This window comes from Psychrobacter sp. NPDC078631, from assembly GCF_050268165.1.
Classification (GTDB): domain Bacteria; phylum Pseudomonadota; class Gammaproteobacteria; order Pseudomonadales; family Moraxellaceae; genus Psychrobacter.
Genome location: NZ_JBNNGG010000003.1, coordinates 495,022 through 513,662, shown reverse-complemented (window position 1 = coordinate 513,662; position 18,641 = coordinate 495,022). Strand labels below are relative to the sequence as shown.

At 43.2% G+C, this 18,641-nt stretch carries 12 protein-coding genes; 11 read left to right on the top strand and 1 reads right to left on the bottom strand.

The features are described from left to right. The first annotated feature begins 159 nt into the window (after window positions 1–159). The 11 genes from pilM (at window position 160) to ACQKCP_RS10905 (ending at window position 17,149) form a co-directional block, all read left to right on the top strand. Entirely contained in the window at window positions 160–1,215 is a 1,056-nt protein-coding gene (pilM, locus tag ACQKCP_RS10955) for a type IV pilus assembly protein PilM (RefSeq protein ID WP_427612342.1), read from the top strand. Further along, entirely contained in the window at window positions 1,215–1,874 is a 660-nt protein-coding gene (locus ACQKCP_RS10950; RefSeq protein ID WP_427612341.1) for a PilN domain-containing protein, read from the top strand. Before pilM ends, ACQKCP_RS10950 begins: the two co-directional genes overlap by 1 nt. Beyond that, a complete protein-coding gene (locus ACQKCP_RS10945; protein ID WP_427612340.1) occupies window positions 1,871–2,590 on the top strand; it encodes a type 4a pilus biogenesis protein PilO in 720 nt (239 codons plus the stop codon). Before ACQKCP_RS10950 ends, ACQKCP_RS10945 begins: the two co-directional genes overlap by 4 nt. Continuing rightward, complete coding sequence (locus tag ACQKCP_RS10940; RefSeq protein WP_296208227.1) at window positions 2,590–3,123, top strand: pilus assembly protein PilP; 534 nt, start codon at window positions 2,590–2,592, stop codon at window positions 3,121–3,123. Before ACQKCP_RS10945 ends, ACQKCP_RS10940 begins: the two co-directional genes overlap by 1 nt. A gap of 27 nt (window positions 3,124–3,150) precedes the next feature. Then, the gene (gene pilQ / locus ACQKCP_RS10935; RefSeq protein WP_427612339.1) at window positions 3,151–5,505 is read left to right on the top strand and encodes a type IV pilus secretin PilQ; all 2,355 of its coding nucleotides are present in this window, start codon (window positions 3,151–3,153) and stop codon (window positions 5,503–5,505) included. A 203-nt stretch (window positions 5,506–5,708) separates the two neighbouring features. Further along, a complete protein-coding gene (gene aroK, locus ACQKCP_RS10930; RefSeq protein WP_427612338.1) occupies window positions 5,709–6,269 on the top strand; it encodes a shikimate kinase AroK in 561 nt (186 codons plus the stop codon). 75 nt (window positions 6,270–6,344) lie between these two features. Further along, entirely contained in the window at window positions 6,345–7,451 is a 1,107-nt protein-coding gene (gene aroB / locus ACQKCP_RS10925; RefSeq protein WP_427612337.1) for a 3-dehydroquinate synthase, read from the top strand. Window positions 7,452–7,581: 130 nt separating this feature from the next. After that, complete coding sequence (locus ACQKCP_RS10920; protein ID WP_427612336.1) at window positions 7,582–8,670, top strand: hypothetical protein; 1,089 nt, start codon at window positions 7,582–7,584, stop codon at window positions 8,668–8,670. A gap of 864 nt (window positions 8,671–9,534) precedes the next feature. Then, the gene (gene gltB / locus ACQKCP_RS10915; protein ID WP_427612335.1) at window positions 9,535–13,998 is read left to right on the top strand and encodes a glutamate synthase large subunit; all 4,464 of its coding nucleotides are present in this window, start codon (window positions 9,535–9,537) and stop codon (window positions 13,996–13,998) included. 228 nt (window positions 13,999–14,226) lie between these two features. Then, entirely contained in the window at window positions 14,227–15,648 is a 1,422-nt protein-coding gene (locus ACQKCP_RS10910; protein WP_057761694.1) for a glutamate synthase subunit beta, read from the top strand. Between the two features lie 289 nt (window positions 15,649–15,937). Continuing rightward, window positions 15,938–17,149, top strand: coding sequence for an FUSC family protein (locus tag ACQKCP_RS10905; protein ID WP_201568655.1), 1,212 nt, complete (start codon window positions 15,938–15,940; stop codon window positions 17,147–17,149). 80 nt (window positions 17,150–17,229) lie between these two features. Here the strand turns inward: ACQKCP_RS10905 and ACQKCP_RS10900 are convergent, their stop codons facing one another. Continuing rightward, on the bottom strand, window positions 17,230–18,363 hold the full coding sequence (locus ACQKCP_RS10900; RefSeq protein WP_057761690.1) for an ABC transporter substrate-binding protein: 1,134 nt from the start codon (window positions 18,361–18,363) through the stop codon (window positions 17,230–17,232). Window positions 18,364–18,641: the final 278 nt, after the last annotated feature.

Genomic DNA, 18,641 nt, shown 5'->3' with positions numbered 1-18,641 from the left:
ATATTATTATACCTTGAACAAAATGAGCAGGTAATAATAAATGTGTAAGTTGGCCTTAATATATTTTTAAATGCTTGAATCTATCAATTAAGTAAAGTATTGTATTCAATTATTACAAATAACTATCAGATTGTACACTTAATATAAGGTATAGAGTTTGTGAGGCTATTTACTTCGAAAAGTCGACATTTGATTGGTGTGGATATTTGTGCCACCTCAGTAAAGTTGGTTGACATACAGCGCCAACAAGGCATGTTCCACCTAAAATCTTATGGTATTGAAAGGCTACCAGAAGGTGTCGTCATTGATAAGCTTCTAGCAGATACAGAGGCAGTTGGCAACATTATAACGAGTCTGGCAAAACGTTGCCAAGTATCGGGTAGTAGTGCTGCAACTGCAGTCTCAGGGTCTGCAGTGATCACTAAAATCATTGATATGGATATGGCACTTAGCGATGTTGAGCGTGAGGCTCAGATACGTCTAGATGCTGACCAATATGTGCCTTATCCATTAGAAGATGTCAACTTAGACTTTGAAGTATTAGGACCATCTTTGGTCAGCGAAGATATGGTTCAGGTATTGCTTGCTGCTTCTCGCTCGGAAAATGTTGACCAACGTGTAGATGCTTTAGCGTTCGGTGGGATGCAAACGAAAGTCATGGATATTGAATCGCATGCAATTGAGCGTGCGTTTGGATTGATGGTGGATAGTCTCCCAAATGTACCAGAACTGGTGGCTTTGATAGACATAGGTCATAATCAAACTACCTTATATATCGCCAAAAATGGTGAGTTTATCTATAGTCGTGAACAGTTATTTGGAGGTGTTCAATTAACAGAAGCTATACAAAACCGCTATGGCTTATCGGCAGAAGAGGCAACGCTGAGTAAGCGCGAGCGCACACTGCCTGATGATTATTATCCTGAAGTTTTGACACCCTTTATAGAAAACACTATTCAGCAAATTACTCGCTCTCTACAGTTTTACTTCTCATCAAGCCAATATAGCAGCATCGATCATGTGGTGCTCGCAGGGGGCAGTAGTTCCATTGCAGGTCTCGCTGGTATGGCACAACAAAAGCTAGGCGTTACTGTCAGTATTGCTAACCCTTTTACTAATATGACTATTGCACCAAGTATTGATAATGAGCAATTGACTATTGATGCTCCAAGTTTAATGGCTGCATGCGGTCTTGCGTTGAGGAGCTTTGACTAATGGCTCGTATTAACCTTTTACCTTGGCGACAAGAAGAGCGTGAACGTCTCAACAAAGAGTTCATCACTTTAGTAGTTGCAGTTACATTGTTAACTTTATTGGCAGCCTTTGCTTCGTGGAGTTACTTTAATAATGAGCTTGATGAACAGCTTGATGCCAACGCTTTGATCGAACAAGAAAACAATCGCTTAGACACAGCATTGACTGAAATTGATAGTTTAGAACAGCGTCGTGACGATATTATTTCACGCATGCAAGTTATTCAAGATTTACAAGGTCGACGTCCTGTCCCTGTACGTTTATGGGATGATCTTGCTAAAGCTATTCCACCAGCGCTATATTTAAATAACCTTAAACGTGAAGGCGATGTCTTAACCTTAACAGGTTTAGCAGATAATCCAAATATTGTATCAAGCTTAATCCGCAACCTTGATAGTAGCAAATGGATGGGTAACTCAGCAGTAAGTAACATTCAACAGAATATTACCGCCTATCAAGCTGCACCAGCTCTCAATAATACAGTTGAGACAGGTGAACAGCCACGTCCTGTGTATCCTGAAGACAGTTACGTACAGTTTGTAGTGACGACTAAAGTCCAGTCGGATACACCTAACCCTGATGATGCTGATACTAGTGCTAGTCTTGGAGGTGAGTTATGAAGCTTATCCGTAAAAAAAGTCTCACTAAAACCAAAAAATCTGCTTTAAAACCAAAAAAGCAATTTGATTTAAATGAGTTTCGCCGTAGCTTTGAGTCGTTAGATTCAGAGAACTATGGCAGTTGGCCATTACCAGTAAAAGTGACAGTCATTGGTCTTATTATTATCTTTATCGCAGCGTTATCATGGGCACTACCCATCAGCAGTAAAATTGACGAGATCAATGCAGCTGAAAGCCAACAACAAACATTACTCGATAGCTATCGTGAAAAAGAGTCGCGCGCGCGTCATTTAAAAGCGTATCAAGCACAAGTTATACAAATGGAAGCTGAGTTTAATACTCTATTAGATCAGTTGCCAAAAGATACTCGTGTGTCAGAATTGGTAGAAGGCATAAACATGACAGGCGTTGGTAGTAATATCCGTTTTCAAGATATTTCGGTAGAGCCTGAGATTGAAAATGAATTCTTTATTGAGCAGCCAATACGTATTGCTGCGTTAGGTGAATATCATCAGTTTGGCAGCTTTATTAGTGGTCTTGCCGCACTTCCTCGAATTATCACTATGCATGATTTTGAAGTCAGTAACCCGCAGCCTACTTTGGATGTTTTACCAGAGCTTAATTTAGTCTTGCAAACTAAGACTTATCGCTCTAAAGAAGCGGCTCCCGAAGGTGATGAAGCTATTGCTACTGATGCAAACGCAGGAGGCAACTAATGAGTATTCAAAAAATGCCCATGCTATTGGCTTTAAGTATTGCTGTTTTATCTATGACAGGGTGTAGTGATCGTATAGGTATGGCAGAGCAGTCAATGACTGATATCCGCAATCAGCCTGCACAGCCTATTGAGCCGCCACCCAAAGCTGAACTAGTAGAGGATTTTGTTTATAGCGCTAGTTCGCAGCGTAGTCCTTTTTTACCGCCAAGCTTGGTCAGTGTGCAAGGAGCTAGAACCTCTATTGAAGGTGTACGTCCTGATATTAACAGAATAAAAGAACCACTTGAGCAGTACGAACTGTCGCAATTGATTTTTCGAGGTGTGGTAATTTCGCCTGAAGGTCAGCGATATGCGTTAGTACAACGTCCCGACGGTTCAGTTGCCAGTGTTAAAGTAGGCGATTATCTTGGAATGAACGACGGCCGTATTGTTGAAATCACGCCGACCCAGATTAACTTGATTGAAATTGTGCCAGATAGCCGCGCAGGGTTTGTAGAAAAACCCCAGTCGCTGGTATCCCCTATAAGCTAAGTCGGCAGATTTTTTGAGGAATAAATAATGACAGTACGCAATAACAAGGTAATGATGATGAGCAACCGCGTTTCTTCTGCTTTTGCTATTTCAGCACTGGCAGTCAGTATGGTGGCTGTGACTAATAGTGCTTATGCTGCACAGCGCATTGATAGTGTTTCTGTAGTACAGACTGCACCTGCAGTGACTCAAATGCGCCTGGGGTTCACAGGGTTGCCAGTATTGCCTGCAGCTTATCAGCTTGATGATCCTAGTCGCTTAGTGCTAGATTTCGAACAAGTGCAAAATGGGCTTAGCAGTCGTTTTAATGAATATAACGTCGGTGCAATCAATGATGTGACTACGCTAAGTAGTGACAGTACCACGCGCCTCATTGTTGGTTTAAAAGAATCAGGAAATTATACAACAGCGATTGAAGGCAATGATTTATTGCTGACCATCACTGACCCTAATCGTCCTGTCATTACCAGCGACCCGATTCAAGATGTACTTAATAACAATAATAGTATGACAACGACCGCAGTCGTTACGCCTATTGTTGAGACCTCTACTGTACCAGTGGCACCTGTACGTACTACGAGCAAGGCAGTAGTAAAAAATGAAGTGCCAGCTGATACGATGGTAGTGAGAGTAAACCCACTATTAAATCCGCAACTCGCTGCTTCACAGGTAAGCAAACAGTATAGCTATGATGGACTAAGTGCAGTCAATTTTTCGGTAGGTAATGATGGAGGTGGTAATGTAAGTGTTGTACTTGCTAACGAAGCCATCCCAGTAGATGTACAGCGTCAAGGTAAAAAGCTTGTCATACGTTTGACTGGTAGCACAGTTCCGAGAAATTTATTACGTCGTTTGAATATTAATAGTGGTCTTGTTGATAGTGTTGATACTAAGAATCAGGGTCAAAACGGTGTCGTCACCATCAATATGACGGATGACTACGAGTATCAGGCTTATCAATCAGGTAACCAGTTAAATATCAGTATCAAGAAACCTGAATTGTTACGTGAGCCAACGCTTGAAGAAAGAGTCTATAGTGGCGAACCCTTATCGATGGAGTTCCAAGATGTTGAGATCCGTAGTGTCTTAGATATTTTGGCACAGTTTACTGAGATGAATATCGTTGCGAGTGATTCTGTTGCTGGCAACATCACTTTGCGTTTGATTAATGTTCCTTGGGATCAAGCGCTTGATATTATCTTGAAAAGTAAAAACCTTGGCAAACGTGAAAATGGTAATGTGATTTTGGTTGCGCCTTCTACTGAACTTGCTGAGCAAGAGGCTCGCGAGCTTGAAGCGCAGCAAGCTGTTGATTCGTATGCGCCTTTACGCAATGAATATATTCGTCTGAACTACGCGAAAGCACAAGATGTATTGACTCTTATTTCTCAAGGCAGTGGATCATCTAGTAATAGCGGCAATAACTCCAACAGTGCTGACGATAACAATACGTTATTATCTAATCGTGGTACGGTAACGATTGATGAACGCACCAATACTTTGATTATTAAAGACGTGGCTGACAGCATTGAAAATATCCACAAACTAATCAGTAAAATTGATATTCCTGTTCGCCAAGTTATGATTGAAGCACGTATCGTTAGCGCGTCTGATACCTTTAGTAAAGAAATTGGTGTTCGTTGGGGTATATTGTCAAACGGTGCAGCAAACAACCGTAGTTTACTGGTTGGCGGGAGCGACCAAACCTTATGGGATTTAAAAGATTTTGATGTAGAGACGACGACCGTAAATGGTCAAACAGTTTCTTATCCTTCGTATGATATTAGTCGCCCTGATAACTTAAACGTCGATTTAGGCGTTTCTAACCCAGCGGGTAGTATCGCCTTTGGTTTGCTCAGTATGTCTGATGTGATGCTAGATCTTGAGCTGTCAGCACTGCAAGCGGACAACCGTGGTGAAGTTATTTCTACACCTAAGATTTTGACGGCGGACAAGCAAACAGCAAAGGTCTCTTCTGGTACTCAGATTCCGTATCAGGAAGCATCAGCCAGTGGTGCGACAACAACCAGCTTTAGAGAGGCTGCATTAAGTTTAGAGGCTACACCAAACATAACGCCAGATGGTAAAATTGGTTTAAAGTTGGTAATCACAAATGGTACTCCGACTATTATTAATAGTCAGGTTGCAATTTCTCAGGATTCTATTTCCACCAACGTCATTATTGAAGATGGTCAGACAGTGGTGCTAGGCGGCGTCTTTAAAAACCGTACCAATAACGAAGTAACGAAGGTTCCTTTCTTAGGTGATTTGCCTTATATCGGTCGTGCTTTCCGTAAAGATGTACGAAACAACACTAAAGAAGAGCTACTTATCTTTGTGACTCCAAAGCTTATTAATGATGGTACTAGCCGTATTAACTGATTTAGTTTTTTTAATCTTTCATTGAAAAAGTAAGCCATAGTGCTTGCTTTTTTTATGCGTGACACTAGTGGTTTTCTAGCTGCAATATCTATGTATGTACTGATAAATAGTGTGCTCTAAATTTTACTCACAATAATCACGGCTCATTACTAGCCAGAATAACAATGACGTTGTATCATACCTAATTTAGCTGAGTAAGTATTATGGGGCAGGAATTACCGTCGGTGTTTTTAGTGGGTCCGATGGGAGCAGGGAAGACGACAATCGGAAAACTGCTTGCCAAGCAGTTAGGTCGCACCTTTGTAGACAGCGATTGGTATATTGAATCGCAGACAGGTGCTGACATTGCTTGGATATTTGCCAAAGAAGGTGAGGCAGGTTTCCGTGAGCGTGAAACGCGTGCCATTGATGAATTGACCCAAAACTCTCAAATCGTATTAGCGACCGGTGGCGGTGCAGTCATATGTGCTGAAAACAGAGCGTTCCTAAAACAGCGTGGCATTGTCGTTTATCTTAACGCACCGGTCGAGGTGCAACTAGCCCGTACCTCTAAAGACAAGTCTCGACCATTATTGCAGCAGCATAATCCTAGAAAAATATTGCAAGATTTGTATAGTGCTCGCGACCCACTCTATCGCCAAGTCGCCCATATTATTATGCCTACTGGTCACACGTACCCACGCCATATGGTCAATCAATTGATGCAGCAACTAGAATCATTCGTCGATTGCACGACCGATGTATCAGCGCACCAAGAAGACTAGCAATAGACTGGCAACTACGATTGATATGCAGACTCAATTACTTTTACCTCATCGAAAATGCTTTAGGAGTATCACATGGTAATGCCGTTTCATGATGGCCTAATAGTTCATACGCAAAGTCATGATTATCCTATTGTCATTACTGAACAATCTACGACTGAACATAGTAGTATGACGAAGCAAATCACGCCTTATATCAGTGGCCGTCAGGTTTTGATTGTTACTAATGACACTGTGGCGCCTTTATACTTAAAAGCATTAGAAGATGAGCTAGCAGAGCAGTTTGTGGTAAAGGTCTGCGTACTGCCAGATGGTGAACAATACAAAAATCAGGCAAGTATTGATCAGATTTATGATGCGCTAATGACAGAACACTTCAATCGTGATGTGACACTTATTGCCCTTGGTGGCGGTGTAGTGGGAGATATGACTGGTTTTGCTGCTGCCAGCTTTATGCGTGGTGTAAACTTTATTCAAATTCCAACGACGCTACTGTCACAAGTAGATTCTAGTGTTGGTGGTAAAACGGGTATCAATCATCCGCAAGGTAAAAATATGATTGGTGCTTTTTGGCAGCCGCAAATGGTGCTTGCCGATATGAGTACGCTTAAGACACTGCCTGCGCGTGAGCTATCGGCTGGAGTGGCTGAGATTATTAAATATGCCCTTATCATGGATGAGGCCTTTTTAACGTGGCTTGAGGCAAACTTGTCTGCAATGATGGCGCTTGATTTGGCAGTACTCGGTGAAGCTGTAAAGCGCTGCTGTCAGTACAAGGCCGATGTAGTGGCACAAGACGAAAGAGAGTCAGGTGTGCGCGCGCTATTGAACTTTGGTCATACTTTTGGTCATGTGATTGAAACATATGAAGGCTATGGTAATTGGTTACATGGCGAAGCAGTGGCGGCTGGTATGGTACAAGCAGCTGAGCTATCGCAAAAAATTGGTTGGCTAACTGATGATGAAGTTGTACGTATTAAGCGTGTTTTAGAATTGGCAAACTTACCTATTACGCCACCAGCTATCGATGTAGACACTGCTTTAGATTTAATGGGCCACGATAAAAAAGTGAAACACGGACAAATCCGCCTAATTTTGTTAAAATCAATTGGCGATGCGGTAATGACTAATGAGTTTGACGGCGAACTATTACATGAAGTTTTGTCAAAACATAGCGCGTAACGTCTCAAGAATTTATCGTTTATATATTTATACTAAAATCTCGTACTTATAGCCAACTGGTTAGCTGTACCTCTGTTTAAATAAGCATTTATACCATGCTGTAAAACATGTTTTTACCAAGGACCGCCTCATGGCAACATCAAAAACAAAAACGCGTACTGCTAGCCAATCATACAGTCGTCAAGCACTGATTTGGCTAATAGTGACCTTGCTTCTAGGGGTAGTCACAGCGTTAGTATGGATGTTTAGTCAAACGCCAGCCATGGGTGCCAAAATTGAGAATGCACCGATATCAGCGCCAGAGATTTTGAATGAAGAGTTTGAACAACCACTAAAAGTCGAATCGCTACATGAGCTAGATACGGATGTACAACCGATTAACTTTGATGCAACGATTCGAGATTTGCGCGATTATCCTGATGAGTTCAAAGACAAGCGTTATCTGCTAGCTAATAAAGGCAAGTGGACTGTTCAAGTAATGAATGTCGCTGAAAACGATGTGATTGTTAGTTACTTAGAAGGCCGTCAAGATCGCGATAAATTTGCTTATTTCCGTTATCTTGATGATGAAAAGCAAGTCCGTTATATGCTGACTTATGGGATTATGAGTAGCCCGCAAGAAGCGGTAGGAGCAGCAAAGTTAATAGACTTTAAGCTACCTACGAATGTACGTGTACTGCAAGAAGAGATTAATCGGTATGTTAGTATCATTGATAATTATGAGCGTCCTGATCCAGTAAAAGATCTAAGTACAAAGCGTACACGTGCCGTCGACTTAAAACCTACCAAGCGCGAAGTGCCTGCTCGTTTGCAAGAAGAAGCTGATGATACCGCTGCTCAAGCAGCTAGTGCTAACAGTAATCGAGGTAACCAAGAAAGCGCTAATGGTAGCAGTACTCAAGAGAGTATTCGTCAGTCGGTAGATACCTCTGCCACGTTATCTGTTAGCGAAGAGCGTACAGTTGGTGGTGAGACGCAGACAATATCTGAATCATCGCCAAAAGACGAAAACAACGCAAGTAAGCCTGCGCCAGAAAACAAAAAGCCTGCGGCACCGGCGGAGAACGCTACTAGTAAGAAGCCACCAGTCGTGCCAACGCCTAAACCCCCTAGTAGCACAAACAATAATTCAAATGCTAATGGCAAAAGTGCTAACGCTAATCCTCCTAAAAATAATAGTGATAGTATAAAAGCGCTAATAGAAGACAAGAGTAATTAATTTTTGCCTGATTAATTAAACCCACTAGCTATTTGGTTAGTGGGTTTTTTTAGCACTATACAAAATAGTTTTATCGTCACAATAAGCGGCAAGCTACTACTGTTAAGTATTATCAAAGCCTTTTGCTAAATGTCATTTATATGGTTTGCATTAAAATTTTAATAGCAGTTTTATTCGTCTCATAACCAATAGTAATAAGTCCTCTTACAATTTATGGCTGATGAATCGATAGAAAAGACTAGATTTTTCGACAATCATTAACTAATATAACTGTGGGCGACGTTCTGTATAGTTATCGTAAAAAATGTCTATTTAACAACTATTTAGTGGTTTTTTCTTAGTTTTTAGAGTTCTTTACTAAATATTATTGTCTCAAGCGCGGTTACTTACTATCTATAATAAGGTTATCGTAAGTGACGCAACCTCTCTTATTGTCACTCTTTTTAGGGTAAACAAAGTGCTTGAATACAGAGCGTCAGATATTCAAGATAAACAAGTGCACCGTTATTAAGTTATTGTATGCTTAGCGCTAAATGCTAGACATGACAACATAACAAATGATGCTTAAATGAATGGCATTAGATATCACTGATTGAGTAACTGGCATTGAAGGGCGTAGATTCTCCCGTTGCCAAGGGCTGCTACTTACTATCTTTTGATACACGGACCACATGTCAAGACATCAGCTAATGACCAGGAGGGTCAAGGGTTTTACTTTCTCTTAGAGTATGATGTCTATCGAGCATTGCACTATTTGCTAATTCGAACACACGAATATCCACTATCAGCCCGTTCTGCTTACGGGTACCAACTTATACTCCGCATTGGAAATGTAAGTTGCCCGTCTACTTAAAAGGACAAGCTATGTCAATGATTTCCTCACAAACACACCTGGCCACGCCAGATGATTTTTCTGATAATTGCGGTTTTGGCCTAATTGCCCATATTGAGGGTGAAGCGAGCCATGATTTGGTAAAAACTGCCATTCATAGTTTAAGTTGTATGACACATCGCGGCGGTGTTGCTGCTGACGGTAGAACTGGTGATGGTTGTGGCTTACTATTAGCGACGCCTACCGATTTCTTTAAACAGATTGCTGACGAGCAGCAATTTGCTATTACGGACAACTTTGCTGTCGGTATGGTGTTCGTTAATGTAGATAGCGATAAAGCCAAGCATAGCCAGCAAGTGTTAAGCGATGAGATTACAGCCCAAGGATTAGAAGTGGCTGGCTGGCGCAATGTACCACTCGATTTGAGTATTGTTGGTGAGATTGGTCGTGAGACATTGCCAGACTTTAAGCAAGTGTTCGTTAATGCGCCAGATGATCTAGCTGCCGATGATTTCAACCGTAAGCTGTTTGTTGCACGCAAAAAAGCAGAGCAGCGTTTGACGGATGATGAGCTATTCTATGTCTGTTCATTGAGTTGTCAGACCATTATTTATAAAGGCTTGGTAATGCCTTCAGACTTGCCAGCGTTTTTCTTGGATTTGCAAGATGAGCGTTTGGCATCACATATCGTAGTCTTCCATCAGCGTTTTTCAACCAATACGTTACCGCGCTGGCCATTGGCACAGCCATTCCGTTATCTTGCGCACAACGGCGAGTTAAATACCATTACAGGCAACCGCAATTGGTCTAAAGCCCGTACGCCAAAGCTAAAATCAGACAAGCTACCTAACTTGAATGAGCTGACACCACTTGTAAATAGTACGGGCTCCGATTCATCAAGCTTGGATAACATGCTTGAAGTGCTAATGTCTGGTGGTATGAATCTGTTCCATGCGATGTCTATCTTGGTACCGCCAGCGTGGCAGAATGTGGATAGCATGGATATGGATCTGCGTGCGTTTTATGAGTTTTACTCACAGCATATGGAAGCGTGGGACGGTCCAGCAGGGCTAGTCATCCAAGATGGACGCTATGCGGTCTGTATGCTCGATAGAAACGGTTTGCGCCCGTCACGTTGGGTAACTACCAAGAACGGCTATATCACTGTTGCATCAGAAGTTGGCGTTTGGGATTACGAGCCGCAAGACGTACTGGCAAAAGGTCGCGTTGGACCTGGTCAAATGCTGGTCATTGATACGTTAACAGGTCAAATTTTAGATACGACAGCTATTGCAACTTTACTAAAAACGGCGCATCCATATCGCAAATGGTTGCGTGAAGAAGCGACGCGTGTCCGTGATGATGAGCGTCTAGAAGAGACATTGGCAACGCAAGCGTGCCGTGGTGATAAGCTAAAAGCGCTACAAAAGATGTATCACATCACCAATGAAGAGCGCACAGAAATCATTCGCCCTAATGCTGAAAATGGTCAAGAACCAGTCGGCTCAATGGGTGACGATACGCCAATGGCTGTACTGTCGCAGCAAATTCGCCATGTCGGTGATTTTTTCCGCCAGCAGTTTGCACAGGTAACCAATCCGCCAATCGATCCATTACGTGAATCAATCGTGATGTCGTTGCAGACCTGCTTAGGCGCTGAGACTAACGTATTTGCACCATCTGCGAGAGATGCTCACCGTATTATTTTGTCATCGCCAGTATTGTCAGCCAGCAAGATGCAGCAGCTTGAAACTTTGGATGATCCAGCGTTTAAGATGGCTCGCATTGATCTGAACTATGACCGTACTTTAGAACTATCTGATGCTATCGTCGCTATCTGTGAGCAAGTGGCAGATAACATTCGCTCAGGTAATACGTTGATTGTCTTGTCTGATAAAGATATCGATGCAGACAAAGTGCCTGCTAACGCTATTATGGTTACTGGCGCTGTGCATCATTATCTAATCGCGCAAGGTATCCGTACCGATGCTAACTTAATCATTGAAACAGGTCTTGCCCGCGACTCGCATCAAATAGCGGTATTGATTGGCTTCGGTGCAACTTGTGTATATCCATATCTAGCATATGATGTTATCGATGATTTGGTCGCGACTGGTGAGCTACTTGGTGATCCAATTCAAGCCCGTGTTAATTTCCGCAAAGGCTTGGATAAAGGTTTGCTAAAAATCTTATCAAAAATGGGTATCTCTACCATTGTTTCTTATCGCGGTGCGCAGTTGTTTGAAGCAGTCGGCCTATCAGAAGAAGTCGTCAGTTTATGCTTTAAAGGCGTACAAAGCCGTATCAAAGGCGCTACCTTTGCAGACCTTGCCGCTGATCAAGCACAATTGGCTGCCAATGCGTTTAAGCGTCGTGCCCCTCTAGATCAGGGCGGTCTGCTTAAGTTCGTCTTCAACAAAGAATACCATGCCTTTAACCCTGATGTGATTAACAGCCTGCATACCGCAGTGCGTACAGGTGATTACGATAATTACCGCAATTATGCTGATCTAGTTAATAGCCGTCCGGTCGCGACTTTACGTGATTTATTGCAACTGAAAACCGACAACAGTATCGATGTCAATGACGTAGAAGATATCTCTGAAATCTTGACACGTTTTGACTCAGCTGGCATGTCACTAGGCGCGCTATCTCCTGAAGCGCATGAGTCGATTGCGATGGCGATGAATACTATCGGTGGTCGCTCAAACTCTGGTGAAGGCGGTGAAGATCCTGCGCGTTATGGCACATTGCGCAACTCAAAGATCAAGCAAGTTGCCTCTGGTCGTTTCGGGGTAACGCCTGCCTATCTTCGTTCCGCTGAAGTCATGCAGATTAAAGTAGCTCAGGGTGCCAAGCCTGGTGAAGGTGGGCAGCTACCTGGTGGTAAAGTCAATGCGCTGATTGCACGTTTGCGTTATTCGGTGCCAGGTGTGACTTTGATTTCACCGCCGCCGCATCACGATATTTATTCTATCGAAGATTTGGCACAGCTGATTTTTGATTTGAAACAAGTCAATCCAGATGCATTGGTATCGGTTAAATTGGTCTCACGTCCAGGTGTTGGTACGATCGCGACAGGCGTTGCAAAAGCCTATGCCGACTTGATTACTATCTCAGGTTATGACGGCGGTACAGCAGCGTCTCCGCTATCGTCTATCCATCATGCAGGCTCACCATGGGAGCTAGGTTTGGCTGAGACTCACCAGTCTCTACGAGTGAATGGGTTACGTGATAAGGTACGTGTCCAGACTGACGGTGGTCTAAAAACAGGGCTAGATGTAGTAAAAGCTGCTATCTTGGGTGCAGAGAGCTTTGGCTTTGGTACCACGCCGATGATTGCAGTTGGTTGTAAGTACCTACGTATTTGCCATTTAAACAACTGTCCGACAGGTGTTGCAACTCAAAAAGCCAAGTTGCGTGATGAGCATTTCATTGGCGAAGCAGAAATGCTGATTAACTTCTTTAAGTTTGTCGCAACTGAGACGCGTGAATGGTTGGCGGCGCTAGGTGTTCGTAGTATGGAAGAGCTGGTCGGTCGTACTGACTTGCTTGATATTCTAGAAGGCAATACTGATAAGCAGCGTCATCTTGATTTAACACCATTGCTATTTAGTCACCCAGCCAGTGTGGGCAAAGCACAAACTTGTCAGGTTGAGCGTAATGAGCCGTTTGATAAAGGCTTGCTTGCTGAGCAGATGATTAGCGATATGCTTGTGAACATTCGCAAAGGGGCGGGCGGCGATTATAGCTATTTCGTTGGTAACTGTGACCGCTCTATCGGTGCTCGTATTTCTGGTGAGATTGCGCAAGTCTGGGGCAACCTTGGCATGAGCGATATGCCAATTAAGCTTCGTCTAACTGGTACCGCAGGACAAAGTTTGGGCGTATGGAATGCTGGCGGTTTAAATATCGAGCTTGAAGGCGATGCCAATGACTATGTGGGTAAAGGCATGGCTGGCGGTGAGATTGTTATTTATCCACCGAAAGACTCAAACTTTATAGCACAAGAAACAGCCATCATCGGTAATACCTGTCTCTATGGTGCAACTGGCGGTAAGCTATATGCTGCCGGTACAGCAGGTGAGCGTTTTGGCGTTCGTAACTCTGGCGCACACGCAGTCATCGAAGGCACAGGCGACCATTGCTGTGAATATATGACTGGCGGTATCGTCACGATTCTTGGCCGTACTGGACTTAACTTCGGTGCTGGTATGACGGGTGGTTTTGCGTATGTACTCGATATGGAAGGCGACTTCTTTGACCGTTGCAACCATGAGCTAATCGATCTAAACCGTATTTCAAGCGAGCAAACAGAAGAGCATCGCATTCATTTGCAACAAGTGATTGAAGCTCATGTAGATAAAACAGGCAGTGCATGGGGTCAGACAATTCTGAACGACTTTGAGCACTATGTTCGTAAGTTCTATTTGGTTAAGCCAAAAGCGGCGAACATCGCAAGCCTTCTTAAAACTACCATGGCCGACCCACAATAGCCGATACATGACTGCCTATCGTATCAATGGAATGGATTGTATTGTATTGATGGATCGGCAGTCGCTTTAATCAGGTTAGCCAGCGTTCCGTTTTTAGAGACGTTTTAACTCACAGGTTTTCAGCAGGTACGTGACAGCAGCGATATATGTCTTAAATTTTAGACAAACCAAACATCGCTGACTGTCGCCACCCACTGCAAAAGAGCCTTATATAAAAGAGATAGCACCATGGCAAAACGCTTAGAAAATAACTTCCAGTTTTTAGATGTACCGAGATTTGATCCAACCAAAAAAGACATTGCAACACGTTCAACAGAGTTTGTTGAAATTTATAAACCTTTCGAAAATGAAGCCGTTGCACAGCAAGCGCATCGTTGTCTTGAGTGTGGTAACCCGTACTGCGAGTGGAAATGCCCAGTACACAACTATATCCCTAACTGGCTAAAGTTGGCCACAGAAGGACAAATATTTCAGGCAGCTGAATTGTGCCACCGTACCAATACCTTGCCTGAAGTGTGTGGACGAGTTTGCCCGCAAGATCGTCTGTGTGAAGGCGCTTGTACGTTAAATGATGGTTTTGGTGCAGTGACCATTGGTAATGTCGAAAAATATATCAACGATACCGCGTTTGCACTTGGCTGGCGTCCAGATATGTCAGAAGTCGTTTGGACAGATAAAAAAGTCGCTATCATTGGCGCAGGGCCAGCAGGTTTAGGTTGTGCGGATATCTTGGTCAGAAATGGTGTCAAACCAGTCGTCTTTGATAAGCGTCCCGAGATTGGCGGCTTACTGACATTTGGCATCCCTGAGTTCAAAATGGAAAAAGACGTCATGCGCAACCGCCGTGTGATCTTTGAAGACATGGGTATCGAATTCCGTTTAGAGACAGAGATTGGTACAGACGTCACCATTGATGAGCTATTGGCTGACTATGACGCAGTATTTATGGGTATGGGTACATACACCTATATGCGCGGCGGCTTCGCTGGTGAAGAGCTGACGGGCGTCTATGATGCACTAGATTACCTGATTGCCAACGTGAACCGTTGCAATGACTGGGAAAAAGACGCTGAAGAGTACATCGACTTTAAAGGTAAAAAAGTGGTGGTACTTGGTGGCGGCGATACAGCAATGGACTGTAACCGTACCAGTATCCGTCAAGGCGCCGAAAAAGTAGTTTGTGCCTATCGCCGTGACGAAGAAAACATGCCGGGTTCACGCCGCGAAGTGGTCAATGCTCGCGAGGAAGGCGTCGAGTTCTTATTTAATCGTCAGCCAACCGAAATCATTGGCTTAAACGGTAAAGTTAACGGCGTAAAAGTTGTTACTACTCAGTTAGGCGCACCAGACAACCGTGGTCGTCAACGCCCTGAGCCAATTCCTAATTCTGAAGAGATCATCCCATGTGATGCAGTCATCATGGCCTTTGGTTTTAGACCAAGTCCTGCTGATTGGTTCGAGTCTCAGCAAGTGGGGATGGACAGCTCTGGTCGCGTACTAGCAGCCGAAAAGCAAACCTTCAAATTCCAGACTCAGAATCCTAAAATCTTCGCTGGTGGCGATATGGTGCGCGGTTCTGACTTGGTTGTGACAGCGATTTGGGAAGGTCGTGAAGCTGCGGAAGGTATTTTAGACTACCTAGAAGTATAATACGCTAGCGCAATAGACTATTACTCATTCACACTGATGCAGTTCTCAATGAACAATTTGTTGAGTCATTTGATAAATAATCTTCAATAGCGTAGATTTCAATATAGTGTGCTAGGATATTTTTTATAACGCCTTTTACCTGTGAATAATAGGTAAAAGGCGTTATTTTTTGCCCGTCATTTTGCTGATAGAATATTAACTTATACTTACCGCTAGTTATTGAGATATTTTAATAATACTTTATTAGAATGTCTCACCTAAACATTCCACCCAAAAAGAGTAGCCTTGCGTGAAACCCACCCTTTATCAGCGTATTACTGCTCCATTTGTCGAACCCTATGTTCGCTACCAACATGCAGATATCCTACATGCCACCCGACTAGGTACGGCTGTGATACTGGCTTTATTGGTCAATAAAATCACTAACCTTCCGCACGGTGAATGGACGACTATTACCGTATTTATCATTCTAGGGTTATTGCAATACCAAGGCGCTATTTATACCAAGGCTAAAGAGCGCGTAATCGGTACTTTATTAGGTATTGGTACTGCGCTTGGGGTGTTATGGTTTAATCAAAATGCAGGTGCATGGTTGTGGGTGGACTATGCGCTTATTGGTCTGCTCAGCGGTATCATTGGCTATTTAGCCGTTAGACAGCTTGGGTATACAGGGCTGCTAACGGGCATCACTATGTTGATGATTGTCTCTGATTTAGGCAATAATAGCATTGGTCAAGATGGCATCTACCGCGCGCTAAATATCCTACTGGGGACAGGCGTTTCGGTAGCAGTGACGCTAATTTTGCCGCTCAAATCAACGTTGATGTGGCGGTTCTTATTGAGTAGTAACCTTGACGCTTGTAGTAGTCTCTATGCAGGCGTAGGTCATCATATTGACGCAACGGATGGAGTAGTGGACGACTCTGTTCAAAAACTAAACCCAGTAGCCTTTCCTGTTAAGGAAGTACCCGTTGATAGAGCGTTGGTCACAGCGTTACAGCAGATCAATAAACGCTTGCTAGCCGTGCGACCACATATCGCGGCGACAGCCAGTGAGTCAGGTATTGAAAAGGAAACACTAGAGACGATTCAACGTACCCACCGTAATATCATTGGGACGATTGATTTACTACTAAGTGCGGCACCGCGCTTGGCAAATATCGAAATTGATGAAGAAAACCATGTTTTATTGGTACATTATCAGCATGAGCTAACCCAAGCGATGCAACATATGGCGGCGGTATTACGTAGTCCAAGCGATGAAGTATTTCGACCCATTACTCGTATTGCTGTCTCGGAGTATCCAAGCGTACAGCACCTAGCATTTGAGTGGCAGGGCTATTTCTGGTTGACCCAAACCTTGCAGACTCAGTTGCAGCAGCTGAGTGATTTACTGCAAACATCGAAGCCGCATTGGTTTGCTGCATCCGGTCTGGGCTATCAACGCCGCGAGCAGCGCCGAATGAAAGAGCAGGGCGGCGAGACGGATTTACATTTATAGCGCAAAAAAACGCTGACCATTTAGGATCAGCGTTTTTATTTTAAAAGATTACTTTATTTTAAAGTACTAAATCAAAACTATTAACGACCAGTCTTTAGCTTATCCCAGTACTGTTGATACACTTGCAACGCCTCATCGCCCACATCTTCTTGGAACTCAGCTTTTGCTAATACTTCTTTAGAAGGATAAATCGTTGGGTTGTTTTGGACGCTCTCATCCATCAGCTCACGCGCTGCTATGTTTGGTGATGCGTAGCCAATCTCTTCGCTGACGATTTTTGCATTTTCAGGACGTAATAAATAATCAATAAATTTATGTGCTGCATCAACTTGCTTGGCGTTTTTTGGAATGACAAAGTTGTCCATCCATAAGATAGCGCCTTCGGTTGGATACTTATAAACCAAGCTAGTCAAACCTTCGTCGTTGGCCATGACTGCTTCACCATTCCATGTCATACCAAGTGCCGTCTCACCTTCGATATATGGCATACGTGTCGCATCAGAGTTAAAAGTTTTGACGTTTGGCATCAACGTGGTGAGCTTATCGTAAGCGGCCTCGATTTCGTCAGGATTGCTACTATTACCTGAGTAGCCAAGAGTCAGCAGTGCCATACCAAAGACTTCACGCACGTCATTGGTCAGCATCACCTGACCCTTATACTTAGGGTCCCATAGGTCATTCCAGCTATTGACAGTTTTCGGATCGACACTGTCACCGTTAATGGCTAGACCAGTGCTGCCCCACATATAAGGGATAGAGTATTTGTTATCAGGATCAACTTTGGTATTGGTAAATGAGGTATCAAGGTTTTTAAAATTGCTCAATTTAGATTTGTCTAGCTCTTGCAACAGCCCTTCTTTCGCCATCTTTTCGACGTAATAAGTCGATGGAATCGCTAAGTCATACTGGCTCGAATCATCCAATAGTTTGAGCTTGGCATACATGGCTTCGTTAGAGTCAAATGTAGTGTAATTAACTGAGATGCCAGTCTCTTCTTCAAAACCATCTAAAATCTCTTGCGGCATGTATTCTGACCAATTGTAAAGGTTCAGTGTCTCATTGCTCGCCGCAGCACTGCCATCCGCTGCATTGTCAGAGTTGCTACAACTGGCAAGCACCAAGCCGACAGCTGCTGCTAATAATGCTTTTGGCACTATGCGACCGACACTAGCCGAGGTGTGAGTAGTTGGATGGGACGATGATAAGTGGGTCAAAATATCTCTCCTAAATAAAGATAATGCAAATCAGAAAAATTCAATAAAAAAGCCAAAAAGATACAAGCCTGACATGGCCAATAAAACTATTATGGTCATTAGTTTATACAATTTAAAGGGTTATCATTAAGGCAATGCTCAATAATACTAATAAAAATAGCCAGTTGGGCTAATAAGATGAGTAGAAAAACTAACTTAATAACAGCTAATTTTGGGTAGAATTGCTAGCGAGCTGCTAACGTCGAATCGAAAAAAGATAGCATATAACCATGCTATGA

Bases quoted from the DNA above. Each gene is read 5' to 3' on its own strand.
- ACQKCP_RS10950 (WP_427612341.1), top strand. From the start codon at position 1,215: ATGGCTCGTATTAACCTTTTACCTTGGCGACAAGAAGAGCGTGAACGT.
- ACQKCP_RS10945 (WP_427612340.1), top strand. From the start codon at position 1,871: ATGAAGCTTATCCGTAAAAAAAGTCTCACTAAAACCAAAAAATCTGCT.
- ACQKCP_RS10940 (WP_296208227.1), top strand. From the start codon at position 2,590: ATGAGTATTCAAAAAATGCCCATGCTATTGGCTTTAAGTATTGCTGTT.
- pilQ (WP_427612339.1), top strand. From the start codon at position 3,151: ATGACAGTACGCAATAACAAGGTAATGATGATGAGCAACCGCGTTTCT.
- aroK (WP_427612338.1), top strand. From the start codon at position 5,709: ATGGGGCAGGAATTACCGTCGGTGTTTTTAGTGGGTCCGATGGGAGCA.
- aroB (WP_427612337.1), top strand. From the start codon at position 6,345: ATGGTAATGCCGTTTCATGATGGCCTAATAGTTCATACGCAAAGTCAT.
- ACQKCP_RS10920 (WP_427612336.1), top strand. From the start codon at position 7,582: ATGGCAACATCAAAAACAAAAACGCGTACTGCTAGCCAATCATACAGT.
- gltB (WP_427612335.1), top strand. From the start codon at position 9,535: ATGTCAATGATTTCCTCACAAACACACCTGGCCACGCCAGATGATTTT.
- ACQKCP_RS10910 (WP_057761694.1), top strand. From the start codon at position 14,227: ATGGCAAAACGCTTAGAAAATAACTTCCAGTTTTTAGATGTACCGAGA.